Here is a 13350-nt window from a genome sequence, read left to right on the forward strand (position 1 = left end):
CTTCAAGAAATAGTGCATAAATAGATATCTTATTTACTATTTCCTGGAGGCGGAATGACACCCAGCAACCTCACTTTGGCCCACCGTGCAGCACTCGTCCGCGCCGCGATGGCCTGCCTGTTGCTGGCCATCGTATCGCCGCCGGCACCCGCCCAAACGGCAGCCGCCAGCACCTCGGCTGTCGCTCCGTCAAGCATCGGCGCCGCCGCCTTCTTCGACGAAGATCAGATCAGCAGTGTCACGCTGTCGCCCGACGGCAACGCGGTCGCCATCTTGCTGATGGGCGACAGCCGGCGCCGGCGCCTGGCCGTGCTCGATGTGGCGAGCCAGTCGGCCAAGGTCGTTGCCAGCTTCAGCGACCGCGACATTGCCAATGTGGAATGGGTCAATGCCAAGCGACTGGTATTCGATACCAGGGACTCGCAGGTGGCCGATGGCCAGCGCAAATATGCGCCGGGCATGTTCGCCGTCGACCGCGATGGCAGCAATTACCGCCAATTGGCTTCCATGGATGATACCCCGGATGATCCGCGCTTCGCGTCCAGGAAGTTGCCGTCCTCCGTGTATCTGCTGGGCCAGTCCGGTACCCAGGATTCCGACGTCATCCATGTCCTGAAAGCCGTCGTGCTCAAGGAGCGCAATGAGAATACGGCGAGGGTCGGACAATTCGATTTGCTGCGCCTCGATACCACTACCCAGCAATGGGAAAAGGTGGCGCCCCCCGCCAAAGGCGTGCTTCACTGGCTGCTCGACCAGCACGGCAAACCGCGCCTGGCAACGGTCGTCGAGGGCCGGCGCAAGACGTTCTACTACCTTGAACAGGACGAGCAGCGCTGGCGTGCCATCGCCAGCCAGGATGTCTACGACAACGAACCTCACGCCATTACGCCGCTGGAATTCGCTCCCGATGGCACCTTGTATGTCAGCAGCCGCAACGGCGCCGACACGCGCGCCCTGTATGCCTATGACCTGGCGGCTGGCCGCGTCACGGGCAAGCCGCTGGTGACGCTGGCTGGCTATGATTTCGACGGCGGCATCCTCACGGACCAGAAACGCTTGCTGGGTGTCTACTACACCAATGATGCCACCACCACCGAATGGTTCAGCGCCGACTGGAAGGCGGTGCAGCAAGACATCGACGCGCAACTGCCGGCAACCATCAACCTGATCTCGCTGAACGCCAGGGCGGACAGCCGGCAGCTCATCGTGACGGCATATTCGGACCGCCAGCCCAGCATCTTCCTGCTCTACAACAAGCAAACCCGTCAATTACAAAAGATCGGTGACGCCCGTCCCGCCATCGATGCGCGGCACATGGCGCAAACCGACTTGATGACATACCGCGCGCGCGACGGCATGGAGATTCCTGTCTGGCTGACCTTGCCCAAAGGGGGCGGCAAGAAACTGCCGATGGTGCTGTTTGTGCTCGGTGCGCCAGGCGGGAGTGGCAGCCTGTGGCAATGGAAGAGCGAGCGGCAATTTCTCGCCTCGCGCGGCTATGCCGTGCTGCAAGTCGAATTTCGCGGCAGCGGCCGCCGTGGCGACCAGTATTTGCGAGCAGGCTGGAAACAATGGGGCCTGGCCATGCAGGATGACCTGGCCGACGGCGCACGCTGGGCCATCGCACAAGGCATTGCCGATCCTCAGCGCATCTGCATCATCGGCGGCGGCGCCTATGGCGGGTATGCCGCCCTGATGGGCTTGATCAAGGATGGCGATCTGTTCCGTTGCGGCGTGAGCTGGGGCGGCATCACCGACTTGCCGAAAATGTTTACGCAGCACTGGAGCGTCGATCACCGGATGGGCGAGGAAGCAAGACAATACACCATGCCGCAACGCATCGGCGATCCCGTGCGCGATGCCACCCTGCTCAAGGCCAACTCCCCCATGTATCAGGCCGAAAAGTTGACGCAGCCCCTGCTGTTGGCCTACGGGGGGGCCGACAGCAAGGTCCCCGTCTATCAGGGCACGCAATTGCGCGACAAGCTCAAGCAGAACAATCCCCGCGTCGACTGGCAGTTGTACGCCGACGAAGGCGACCGTTGGGGCTTGGCGGCCACGCGCGTGGATTTCTGGCAGCGCGTGGAACAATTCCTCGACAGGAATACGGGAAAAGACAGCGCCCCGGAAAAAAAGGAGTAGGCTGGAGGGCCGTTCCACTTACGAGGAAATCCCATGCCGTCTGGAAAAATTCTTGTTGCCCAGGGAGGCGGCCCTACCGCCGTCATCAACCAGTCGCTGGTGGGCGTGGTGCTCGAATCGCGGCGCTTTCAACATGTCACGCGCGTGTATGGCGCGCTGCACGGCGTGCGCGGCATCGTCAATGAAGAATTCGTCGATTTGACGCAGGAAACCAGCCATAACCTGGAACTGGTGGCCGCCACGCCCTCGTCAGCCCTCGGCTCCACGCGCGACAAGCCGGACATTGCCTACTGCCAGCAAATCTTCGAAGTGCTGCGCGCGCACGAGATCGAACATTTCTTTTACATCGGCGGCAACGACTCGTCCGACACGGTGCGCATCGTCAGCGAGGAAGCGCACAATGCCGGCTATCCGCTGCGCTGCATCCACATTCCGAAAACCATCGACAACGACCTGGTGGGCAGCGACCACACGCCAGGCTTTCCGTCTGCCGCGCGTTTCGTCGCGCAGGCGTTCGCCGGCGCCAACCTCGATAACGCGGCCTTGCCCGGCGTGTACGTGGGCGTCGTGATGGGCCGCCACGCGGGATTTCTGACGGCCGCCGCGGCATTGGGCAAGAAGTTTCCAGACGATGGCCCGCACCTGATCTATCTGCCCGAGCGCGTCTTCGTGCTGGAACAATTTCTTGCCGACGTGAAGGCGACCTATGAAAAACATGGCCGCTGCGTCATCGCCGTCTCGGAAGGCATCCACGACGCCTCGGGCGAACCGATCGCCAGCTTGCTGGCCAAACAGGTGGGCAATGAAGTGGAGCGCGATGCGCACGGCAATGTGCAATTGTCGGGCACGGGCGCGCTGGCCGACCTGCTGTGCGACGAGATCAAGGCGAAACTGGGCATCAAGCGCGTGCGCGGCGATACCTTCGGCTATCTGCAGCGCTCCTTCATCGGCTGCGTCTCCGACGTCGACCAGCGCGAAGCCCGCGAAGTGGGCGAAAAGGCGGTGCAGTTCGCCATGTGGGGCGACCGCGATGGTTCCGTCGCCATCAAGCGCACGGGCTTTTATTCCGTCGATTACGAGTTGCTGCCGCTCACAGAGGTAGCAGGCAAGACGCGCACCATGGAAGACGAATTCATCAGCGCCAGCGGCACGGACGTGACGGATGCGTTCCGCCTGTATCTGCGCCCGCTACTGGGCTCGGGCATGCCCGATGCGTTCCGCCTGCGCGCGGCGAAAGTGGCCAAGGTCTTGAAACCCTAGCTGTTTTCCGCCAGCAACAGCGGCCGCAGCTTGACGGCCGCCTCCTTGAGCTGCGGCACATGCTGCATCAGCTGCTCCACGGACTTTCTCGCCACGGGCGCGTGGCAGGCGACGGCCGCCACGATGCGCCCGTCGGCCGCGCAGATGGGCACGGCCACGGCTACCATGCCGTGCACGAATTCCTCGTCGTCGATACCGATGCCCAGGCGGGCGATGCGCACGATCTCGCGTTCCAGCAGCACGGGATCCGTGATGCTTTTCGGCGTGCGCGCCTGCAGGGTCAGCATGGCCAGCAACTCGCGCCTTTCCAGCAAATTCATATGCGCCAGGAATAGTTTCCCACTCGCCGTGCAATGCATGGGCGCCCGGCTGCCCAGCACCAGATGCAGGCGCAGCGGTTCCTGAGTTTCCACGCGGTCCACATAGACGATCGCATTACCCTCGGGAATGGCCAGGTTGCACGTCTCGCCCGTGACCGCCACCAGACTGCCCAGGATGCTGCGGCTCACGCGGATCAGGGCATTGTTGCGCAGGGTGGCCAGCGCCAGGTTGGTGGAAGCGGCACCGGGCACGTAGCCGCGTCCCACGGGCGTGCGCAGCACATAACCATGTTGTTCCAGGGTATCGAGCAGCCGCATCATGCTGGCCTTGGGCACCTGCATGCGCGCGGCCAGCTGCGACAAGGTCAATGGCTGGCTGGCGCTGGCCAGGTGCTCGATCAGGCGCAGCACGCGCAAGCCCCGCGCCTCGTCGCCATGGCTTGCCGCCGTGCTGGCAGCTACCGCGCCACCCGCCGAGCTGTCTTCTTCGGCCTCGGCCTGCCGTTTTTGAAACGCATCATGCATGTTCTGTTTCACCTCTCGCGTATGCGGCTGTTTCCGCTTGTCCCGGTGCTGCACGTCTTTTATAAATGGAACCAGACGTTCCAAAAATAATCAATAAAGACCAGTGTATCGCAAAAAACGCCCATCGAGGCGGCTAGATACCGCAACGCAGGAGACAAGAGCAATGTTGCAAACACACTACGATTACATCGTGGTCGGCGCCGGTTCCGCCGGCTGCGTGCTGGCCAACCGCCTGTCGCACGACAGCGACAATCAGGTATTGCTGCTGGAAGCAGGCGGCAAGGACAACAATCCGTGGATACACGTGCCGGTCGGCTATTTCAAGACCATGCACGACCCCAGGCTGGACTGGTGCTACCGCACGGAAGCGGACGCGGGCATCGCCGGGCGCCAGCTGCAATGGCCGCGCGGCAAGGTCTTGGGCGGCTCCAGTTCGCTCAACGGCTTGCTGTACGTGCGGGGGCAGAAGGAAGATTACGACCGCTGGGCCGAACTGGGCAATGCAGGCTGGAGCTATGCCGACATCTTGCCTTATTTCAAGAAATCGGAAGACCAGGAACGGGGCGCCAGCGATTACCACGGCGTGGGTGGCCCCTTGAAAGTGTCGGACTTGCGGCTGCGCCGCCCCATCGCGGAACACTTTATTGCTGGCGCCACGGAAAGCGGCATTCCCTTCAATGCCGACTACAACGGCGCCACGCAGGAAGGCGTCGGCTACTTCCAGCAGACGGCCAGCAAGGGCTTGCGCTGGAGTACCGCCAAGGCCTTTTTACGGCCTGCCCGCAAGCGCGCCAACCTGCGCGTGGAAGTGCGCGCGCAAATCACGCGCGTGCTGTTCGAGGGCAAGCGCGCCGTCGGCATCGAATTCCGCCAGGATGGCCAGCTGCGCCAGGCGCGCGCCAGCGGTGAAGTGATTTTATGCGCGGGCGCCATCGGCTCGCCGCAGATCCTGCAATGCTCGGGCGTGGGTCCGCGCGCCCTGCTTGAAGCAGTGGGCGTGCCGCTGGTGCACGACTTGCCCGGCGTGGGACAGAACCTGCAAGACCATCTGCAAATCCGCCTCGTCTTCAAGACGCGGCTGAAAACCCTGAACGATGAAGTCAACAGCCTGTGGGGCAAGCTGTGGGTGGGCATGCAGTATGTGTTTTCCCGCTCGGGGCCCTTGACCCTGGCGGCCAGCCAGGTGACGGTGTTTACCAGGTCGTCGCCCGAGGTGGAGCGGCCCGACATCCAGTTCCACATGCAGCCACTGAGCGCCGACAAGCCGGGCGAAGGCGCGCATCCGTTTTCCGCCTTTACGTCGTCCGTGTGCCAACTGCGCCCGCACAGCCGTGGCCACGTGTCGATCAAGTCCACCGATCCCCTCGCCTATCCGGGCATCTATCCGAATTATCTGTCCGACCCGCGCGACCAGCAGACGGCAATTGCCGCCCTGCGCGTGGCGCGAAAAATCGCCGCCGCACCGTCGCTGGCGCCACACATCATTTCCGAGTTCGTGCCCGGCCCGCAGTTCGAGACGGATGCGGAATTGCTGGACGCGGCGCGGCGCTTCAGCCAGTCGATCTACCACCCGAGCGGCACCTGCAAGATGGGACATGACGCCATGGCCGTCGTCGATGACCGCCTGCGCGTGCACGGCATGCAGAACCTGCGCGTGGTCGACGCGTCGATCATGCCGGAAATCGTCTCGGGCAATACGAACGCGCCCACCATCATGATCGCCGAAAAAGCGGCCGACATGATCCTGGCGGACGCCGTGCGGCTGCCCAAGGCTGCCTAGTCCGCGCCCCACGCCACCTCACCCGGGAGGATGCCAGCGGCGGGCAGACGGCCCCGCCCCTCAATGACTTGGCAATCAGCCAGGCATCAAAAAAACACACATAATCGATATCGATTGGAGACTAGATATTATGGATAACAATACGAACAATCCGAAAAAGGCCAAAGAGCTACGGAAAGTCGTGATGGCCAGCGTGATCGGCGCCACCATCGAGTGGTACGACTTCTTTTTATACGGCGTCGTCGCTGGCATCGTGTTCAGCAAGCTGTATTTCCCGGGCGGCGATCCGCTCGTCTCGACCATGCTGGCCTACGGTACCTTTGCCGTGGGCTTTCTGTCGCGCCCCATCGGCGGCGTGATCTTCGGCCACTTCGGCGACAAGATCGGCCGCAAGAGCATGCTGGTGATGACCCTGATGATCATGGGGATCTCCACTTTCCTGATCGGCGTGCTGCCCACCTATGACCACATCGGCTACTGGGCGCCCGGCCTGCTGCTGTTCCTGCGCGTGCTGCAGGGTATCGGCCTCGGTGGCGAATGGGGCGGCGCCGTGCTGATGGCGTATGAATATGCGCCACCCAAGGAGCGCGGCTTCTATGCCAGCCTGCCGCAGATCGGACTGGCCATCGGCCTGTGCCTCGCTTCCGGCGTGGTGGCGATCCTGTCCTACAGCCTGACGGACGCGCAGTTCCTGTCCTGGGGCTGGCGCGTGGCCTTCATCCTGTCGGCGGCTCTCGTCTTCATCGGCATGTGGATACGCCTGAATGTGATGGAAACGCCGGAATTCCAGGCCGTCAAGGAGAAGAATGCGGAGACGCAGATTCCGTTTTTCGACCTGTTGAAACGCTATCCCGGCAACGTCTTGAAAGGCATGGGCGCGCGCTATATCGACGGCGTGTTCTTCAATATCTTCGGCGTGTTTTCCATCACCTATCTGACCAACACCATCAAGATAGACCGCACGGAAGCGCTGATGGGCGTGATGGCGTCGGCCGTCGTGATGTGCTTCTGCATTCCTTTCTTCGGCCGCCTGTCGGACCGCATCGGCCGCACCAAGGTGTTTTTCTGGGGTTCATTGATCACGGGCGTGTCATCGATTCCCGCCTTCTGGATCATGCTCCATCACGCCGACAATCCGTTGCTGCTGTGGTGTTCCGTGATCATCCCGCTGGGCGTGCTGTATTCGGCCGTGTACGGCCCGGAAGCGGCCCTGTTCTGCGACCTGTTCGACGCCAAGGTGCGCTACACGGGCATCTCCTTCGTGTACCAGTTCTCCGGCATCTTCGCCAGCGGCCTGACGCCCATCATCGCCACCTATTTGCTGAAAACGGGCAATGGCGAACCGTGGCACATCGTCGGCTACATCCTGTTCGCCTCCCTCGTCTCGGCCGTCAGCGTGGCCATGATCGGCAGGGGCGGCTCGCAGCCGGATGGCCGCATGAAGCCGGCTCACGCGCGGTAAGCGCCATCGGGACGTAAAAAAAGGCAGGCCTCTCGCGAGTGCCTGCCTTTTTTATGTCGACTAAGACTTAGATGACAATCGTTTGATGCTCGTCACCCACGCGGGCGCGGATGGTGCCGATGCGCGAGACGGTTTCACCGGCCGCTTGCAATTGCGCGATGGCGGCGTCCGCGTTTTCCTGCGAGACGATGACGGTCATGCCGATGCCGCAGTTGAAGACGCGGTGCATTTCAGCGTCAGCCACGCCGCCGTGCTGCTGCAGCCACGTGAACAGCGGCGGCATGGTCCATGCCTTCGAATCCAGCTCGGCCACCAGGCCAGGCTGCAGCACGCGCGGGATGTTTTCCACCAGGCCGCCGCCGGTGATGTGCACCATGCCCTTGACTTCCATGGCATCCATCAGCGCCAGCAGCGGCTTGACGTAGATGCGCGTCGGCTGCATCAGCACGTCGGCCAGCTTGCGGCCGTGGAAGTCGCCTTCCAGGTCAGGTTTCGCCACTTCGATGATCTTGCGCACCAGCGAGTAACCGTTCGAGTGCACGCCGGACGAGGCCAGGCCCAGCACCACGTCGCCCGGGGCGATCTTGGTACCGTCGATGATTTTCGATTTTTCCACGGCGCCGACGGCAAAACCTGCCAAGTCGTATTCGCCGGCCGGGTACATGCTCGGCATTTCCGCCGTTTCGCCGCCGATCAGCGCGCAACCCGCTTGTTCGCAACCCTGGGCGATGCCCTTGATGACGTCGGTGGCGATCGCCACGTCCAGCTTGCCGCAGGCGAAGTAGTCGAGGAAGAACAGCGGTTCGGCGCCTTGCACCAGGATGTCGTTGACGCTCATGGCGACCAGGTCGATGCCGACCGTGTCATGGCGGTTCAGTTCGAACGCCAGGCGCAATTTGGTGCCCACGCCGTCGGTGCCCGAGACGAGCACCGGTTCCTTGTACTTCTTGCTGATTTCAAACATGGCGCCAAAACCGCCCAGGCCGCCCATCACGCCTTCGCGCAGGGTGCGCTTGGCAAACGGCTTGATTGCTTCGACTAAAGCGTCGCCTGCGTCGATATCGACGCCAGCGTCACGGTAGGAAAGGGAAACATTAGAAGTCTGGTTCATGGTGTGGTGGCAGCGGAGGCGGTAAAATAGAAGGCGGATACCCGCCGGCACGCGCGCGCAAGCATGTTTTTCAACATCGTGCGGCAGGACGCCAGCGGGTGAATTCGGTCGATCAAGTCGCTATTTTATCAAACTGCCCCGCCATTTCGTAATTAACTGCCTTTTTTTAACGCAACAGCACAAACTACATGCCATTCGCCATCACCGCCGAACAGAAGCAAACAGCATTTTGGATCGCGGTCTGGCTGGCATTTTTGCTGCTGCTCGTCAGCCTCGGTCCCATCCTGACGCCCTTCCTGGCCGCCGCCATCCTCGCCTACGTGCTCAATCCTGGCGTCGACCGGTTGCAGCGCCTGCATTACAAGCATTTTTACGTGCCCCGTCCGCTGGCCGTGCTGGTCGTCGTAGTGTTGTTTTTCCTCGCCATTACGGCGCTGGTGCTGATCGTCGTACCCGTGCTGCAAAAGGAAATCCCGCTGCTGCAGGCGCAAATCCCGCAATTCCTGAACAAGGCGAACGATTTCCTGGCGCCGAAGCTGCGCGACCTGGGCATCCGCGTGCGCCTCGATGGCACCGGCATCAAACGCATGCTGAGCCAGCAGATGGCCACCAGCGGCGATGAAATCTGGAGCACGGTACTTGCCTCGGCCCGTATCGGCGGCACGGCCGTGCTGGGCTGGCTGGCCACCGTGGTGCTGATTCCCGTGGTGCTGTTCTATCTGTTGCTGGATTGGCATCCGATGCTGGCGCGCATCGCCGGCGCCGTGCCGCGCCGCTGGGTCGGCCGCACGGTGGGCATGGCACAGGAAGTCGATACCCTGCTGGCGCAATATCTGCGCGGCCAGCTGCTCGTCATGCTGGTGCTGGCCACGTATTACTCGGTGGCGCTGGCCATCGCCGGTTTTGAAGTCGCATTGCCTGTGGGCATCATCACGGGCTTGCTGGTGTTCATTCCCTATCTGGGCTTCGGCCTGGGCCTGATGCTGGCGCTGATCGCCGCCCTGCTGCAATTTGCCGACTGGAGCGGCGTCATCGCCGTGGCCGTCATCTATGGCTGCGGCCAGGTCATCGAAGGCTTTTTCCTCACGCCGCGCCTGGTGGGCGAGCGCATCGGCCTGAACCCGCTGGCCGTGATCTTTGCCTTATTGGCTTTCGGACAATTGTTCGGTTTCGTCGGCGTTTTGCTCGCTTTACCCGCTTCTGCCGTCCTGATGGTCGCTTTTAAGCATCTAAGACGCCACTACCTGTCCAGCACCTTCTATAATGCGTGACAAGGTGACTGACATAAGCTGCTGCGCGTCGCACTTTGCGGCCGGCGATGCTCACCGTACTACAGTACGGTTGCGCTTCTCGGCCACAAATCGCTGCCGCTCGCTACGCTTCTGTCAGGCACTCGAGACGACTACAATGTTAAATTAATAAAAATCCAACAACAAACGCGATGACGACGCACAAGCAGTAATGAAAAACAGGACAAGGCGTACGCCATGAAACAACTGGTGCTCGATTTAGGCACAGACCAGGCGCACAGCCTCGATACCTTCGAGGTGGGACAGAATGCCGAAGTGGCGCAGCTGATGCGCCAGTTCGCCGCGCGCACTTCGCGCGAACATTTTGCCTACCTGTGGGGCGAACTGGCCGCCGGCAAGAGCCACCTGCTCAAGGCCCTGGCCAGCACCGAGCGCGCGCGCTACATTTCGCCATTCTCGATCGAGTCCGAATTCGTGTATTCGCCTGATGTCGACCTGTATCTGCTCGACGACTGCGAAAAGCTGTCGCCGCTGGCGCAGATCGATGCCTTTGCCCTGTTCAATGAAATCCGCGCCAACAAGGCCTTCATGGTGTGCAGCGGCGCCGTGCCGCCGGCCGTGCTGCCCGTGCGCGAAGACTTGCGCACGCGCATGGGCTGGGGCCTGATCTATCAAATCCACGGCTTGACGGACGATGAAAAAATCGCCGCCCTGACCCAGGCGGCCACCACCCGCGGCTTGACCTTGTCGCCCGGCGTGTTACCCTATCTGCTGTCCCATTTCCGGCGCGACATGCGTTCGCTGTCGACGATGCTGGACTCTCTCGACCTCTACTCCCTTGAAACCCAACGCCCGATCACCTTGCCATTGTTGCGCGAGTTGCTGCAGGCGGAAGCGAAAGAATGATGAATCTGGCCCTGTTTGACCTCGACCACACCCTGCTGCCCATCGACTCGGATCACGAGTGGGGCGAATTCCTGGTACGCATCGGTGCCGTGGACGCCGCCGAATTCACCCGCCGTAACGACGAATTTTTCGCGCAATACCAGGCCGGCACGCTCGATCCGGTGGAATACCTGGAATTTTCCCTCGGCACCCTGGCGCAATTCCCGCGCGAACGCCTGGAAGCGCTGCACAAGCAATTCATGGCTGAAGTGGTCATGCCGGCCATCCGCCCGGAAGTCGTGGCCCTGCTGAAACAGCACCAGGACGCGGGCGACCTGCTGGCCATCGTCACGGCCACCAACCATTTCATCACCAAACCCATCGCCGATGCGCTGGGCGTCAAGCACTTGCTGGCCGCCATGCCAGAATATGACACGCAAGGCAATGTCACGGGCAAGCTGGTAGGCACGCCGACCCTGGGCGCGGGCAAGCTGACCCACACCTATGCCTGGCTGGAAAAGATGGGCAAGGAACTGGGGCAGTTCGAGCGCAGCTATTTTTACAGCGATTCGCACAACGACATTCCCCTGCTGTCGGTCGTGACCCACCCTGTCGCGACCAACCCCAATACCGCTTTGAGCGCACACGCATCCCTCCACGGCTGGCCATCACTTCACTTATTCAATGATTAAAAAATTCATCCGCAAGATCCTCGGCGTTAAAAAAGAGGCAGCGCGCGACACCACGGCACCCATCGTGCTCGGTCCTGCGCAACACGGAATCGACCCGAAACTGGTGTCGTCGAATGCCATCCGCGTCACCAGCAGCCTGCAGGAAGCGGGCTTCGAGGCCTTTGTCGTCGGCGGCGCCGTGCGCGACCTGCTGCTGGGCGTGAAGCCGAAAGACTTCGACATCGCCACCAACGCCACGCCGGAACAGGTCAAGCGCTTGTTCCGCCGCGCCTTCATCATCGGCAAGCGCTTCCAGATCGTGCACGTGATGTTCGGCCAGGATTTGCTGGAAGTGACGACCTTCCGCGGTGCCGGCGCCGACTCCGCGCCCAAGGATGAACATGGCCGCGTCCTGCGCGACAATACCTTCGGCTTGCAGCACGAAGATGCGCTGCGCCGCGACTTCACCATCAACGCCATGTACTACAACCCGGCCACGCAGGAAGTGCTGGACTACCACGGCGGCGTGGAAGACATCCGCGCCAACACCTTGCGCATGATCGGCAAGCCGGAAGAGCGCTACCGCGAAGATCCCGTGCGCATGCTGCGCGTGGTGCGCTTTGCCGCCAAGCTGAAATTCACCATCGAGCCGCACACGGCCGCGCCGATCCCCATCATGGCGCCGCTGATCAACAACGTGCCCGCGCCGCGCGTGTTCGATGAAATGCTGAAACTGCTGATGAGCGGCCACGCGCTGGCCTGCCTGCAGCAGCTGCGCAAGGAAGGCTTGCATCACGGTCTGCTGCCGCTGCTCGACGTGGTGCTGGAACAGCCGCTGGGCGCAAAATTCGTCACCCTGGCGCTGGACGCCACGGACGCCCGCATCGCCGCCGGCAAGACCGTCTCGCCGGGATTCCTGTTCGCTTCGCTGCTGTGGCACCAGGTACTGGAAAAATGGACGGCCTACCGCGCCGCCGGCGAATCGACGATTCCCGCGCTGCACCTGGCGGCCGACGACGTGCTCGATTCGCAGACGGAAAAGCTGGCCTTGCAGCGCAAGATCGGTTCCGACATGCGCGACATCTGGTCGATGCAGCCGCGCTTCGAGCGCCGGGTCGGCAAGGCGCCGTACAAGTTGCTGGAGCACCTGCGCTTCCGCGCCGGCTACGACTTCCTGCTGCTGCGCTGCGCCTCTGGCGAGATCGACATGGACATCGGCGAATGGTGGACGGCCTTTTATGAAGGCGACGAGGAAACGCGCGAAGCGCTGCTCGTCAGCGCCAATGCCGCACCGGGCGCCGTCAAGAAAAAGCGCCCGCCACGCCGCAGCACGCGCAGCAAGACCGGCGGCGGCTCGGCCACCGGCGGCAGCAGCGAGGAATGATGGACGCACCTGTGCTGGTCACCGCTTACATCGGCATCGGTGCCAACCTGGGCGACGCGCGCGCGAATGTGCAGGACGCGATCGCGCGCCTGGCGCGCCTGCCAGGCGCCAGCTTGCTGGACGCCTCGGCCAGCTACCGCACGGCGCCCATCGATTCGAGCGGTGACGACTACGTCAACGCCGTGGCGCGCATCACGACCACCCTGCCGGCAGAGGAACTGCTGCTGGCCCTGCACGCCATCGAGGCGGCGCATGGACGCGAGCGGCCTTACCGCAACGCCCCGCGCACCCTGGACCTGGACTTGCTGCTGTACGGCGATGAACGGATCGCCAGCGCCACGCTGACGGTGCCCCATCCGCGCATCACCGAGCGCGCCTTCGTGCTGGTGCCGCTGCTCCAACTGGCGCCCGCCGTCATCGTGCCCGGTCTCGGTCCGGCGCAGGACTACCTGGCGGCCGTGGCCGATCAGGCCATCAGTCAGCTCTGACCCCAGCTCCGACCCGTTTCGCTCCCATCCTCTACAATGCCGCTCCTGCAGCAGGCCGCATAAAGTACTACA

11 protein-coding genes are annotated in these 13350 nt (G+C 62.5%); 9 read left to right on the forward strand and 2 right to left on the reverse strand.

Translation table 11 applies throughout. The features are described 5' to 3' along the window. The first annotated feature begins 54 nt into the window (after positions 1-54). Complete coding sequence (locus CSQ92_RS18175; protein WP_099394969.1) at positions 55-2142, forward strand: alpha/beta hydrolase family protein; 2088 nt, start codon at positions 55-57, stop codon at positions 2140-2142. A gap of 33 nt (positions 2143-2175) precedes the next feature. Continuing rightward, positions 2176-3402: a 6-phosphofructokinase gene (locus CSQ92_RS18180; RefSeq protein WP_099394970.1), complete on the forward strand. Its 1227-nt coding sequence runs from the start codon at positions 2176-2178 to the stop codon at positions 3400-3402. On the opposite strand, the gene CSQ92_RS18185 is transcribed toward CSQ92_RS18180, so the two are convergent. Further along, positions 3399-4247, reverse strand: a complete 849-nt coding sequence (locus CSQ92_RS18185) for an IclR family transcriptional regulator (RefSeq protein WP_092607425.1) — start codon at positions 4245-4247, stop codon at positions 3399-3401. The genes CSQ92_RS18180 and CSQ92_RS18185 overlap by 4 nt on opposite strands. Before the next feature lie 163 nt (positions 4248-4410). Here CSQ92_RS18185 and CSQ92_RS18190 point away from each other — a divergent pair, with 163 nt between their 5' ends. Next, positions 4411-6027, forward strand: a complete 1617-nt coding sequence (locus tag CSQ92_RS18190; protein WP_099394971.1) for a GMC family oxidoreductase — start codon at positions 4411-4413, stop codon at positions 6025-6027. 130 nt (positions 6028-6157) lie between these two features. Further along, positions 6158-7489 carry an MFS transporter gene (locus CSQ92_RS18195; protein ID WP_099394972.1) on the forward strand — a complete coding sequence of 444 codons (1332 nt, stop codon included), beginning with the start codon at positions 6158-6160 and terminating at the stop codon, positions 7487-7489. Between the two features lie 67 nt (positions 7490-7556). Here the strand turns inward: CSQ92_RS18195 and purM are convergent, their stop codons facing one another. Beyond that, positions 7557-8600: a phosphoribosylformylglycinamidine cyclo-ligase gene (purM, locus tag CSQ92_RS18200; protein ID WP_034788683.1), complete on the reverse strand. Its 1044-nt coding sequence runs from the start codon at positions 8598-8600 to the stop codon at positions 7557-7559. Positions 8601-8788: 188 nt separating this feature from the next. Here purM and CSQ92_RS18205 point away from each other — a divergent pair, with 188 nt between their 5' ends. From CSQ92_RS18205 to folK, 5 genes are all read left to right on the forward strand, one after another. Further along, on the forward strand, positions 8789-9871 hold the full coding sequence (locus tag CSQ92_RS18205) for an AI-2E family transporter (protein ID WP_034788685.1): 1083 nt from the start codon (positions 8789-8791) through the stop codon (positions 9869-9871). 216 nt (positions 9872-10087) lie between these two features. Beyond that, on the forward strand, positions 10088-10756 hold the full coding sequence (hda, locus tag CSQ92_RS18210; protein WP_058048421.1) for a DnaA regulatory inactivator Hda: 669 nt from the start codon (positions 10088-10090) through the stop codon (positions 10754-10756). Beyond that, positions 10756-11427, forward strand: coding sequence for an HAD family hydrolase (locus tag CSQ92_RS18215; protein ID WP_099395110.1), 672 nt, complete (start codon positions 10756-10758; stop codon positions 11425-11427). The genes hda and CSQ92_RS18215 overlap by 1 nt, the downstream gene beginning before the upstream one ends. After that, positions 11420-12790, forward strand: coding sequence for a polynucleotide adenylyltransferase PcnB (gene pcnB, locus CSQ92_RS18220; RefSeq protein ID WP_099394973.1), 1371 nt, complete (start codon positions 11420-11422; stop codon positions 12788-12790). The genes CSQ92_RS18215 and pcnB overlap by 8 nt, the downstream gene beginning before the upstream one ends. Further along, positions 12790-13278: a 2-amino-4-hydroxy-6-hydroxymethyldihydropteridine diphosphokinase gene (gene folK, locus CSQ92_RS18225; protein WP_099394974.1), complete on the forward strand. Its 489-nt coding sequence runs from the start codon at positions 12790-12792 to the stop codon at positions 13276-13278. Before pcnB ends, folK begins: the two co-directional genes overlap by 1 nt. Positions 13279-13350 lie beyond the last annotated feature (72 nt).

The organism is Janthinobacterium sp. BJB446, assembly GCF_002735655.1.
Lineage (GTDB): Bacteria > Pseudomonadota > Gammaproteobacteria > Burkholderiales > Burkholderiaceae_D > Janthinobacterium > Janthinobacterium lividum.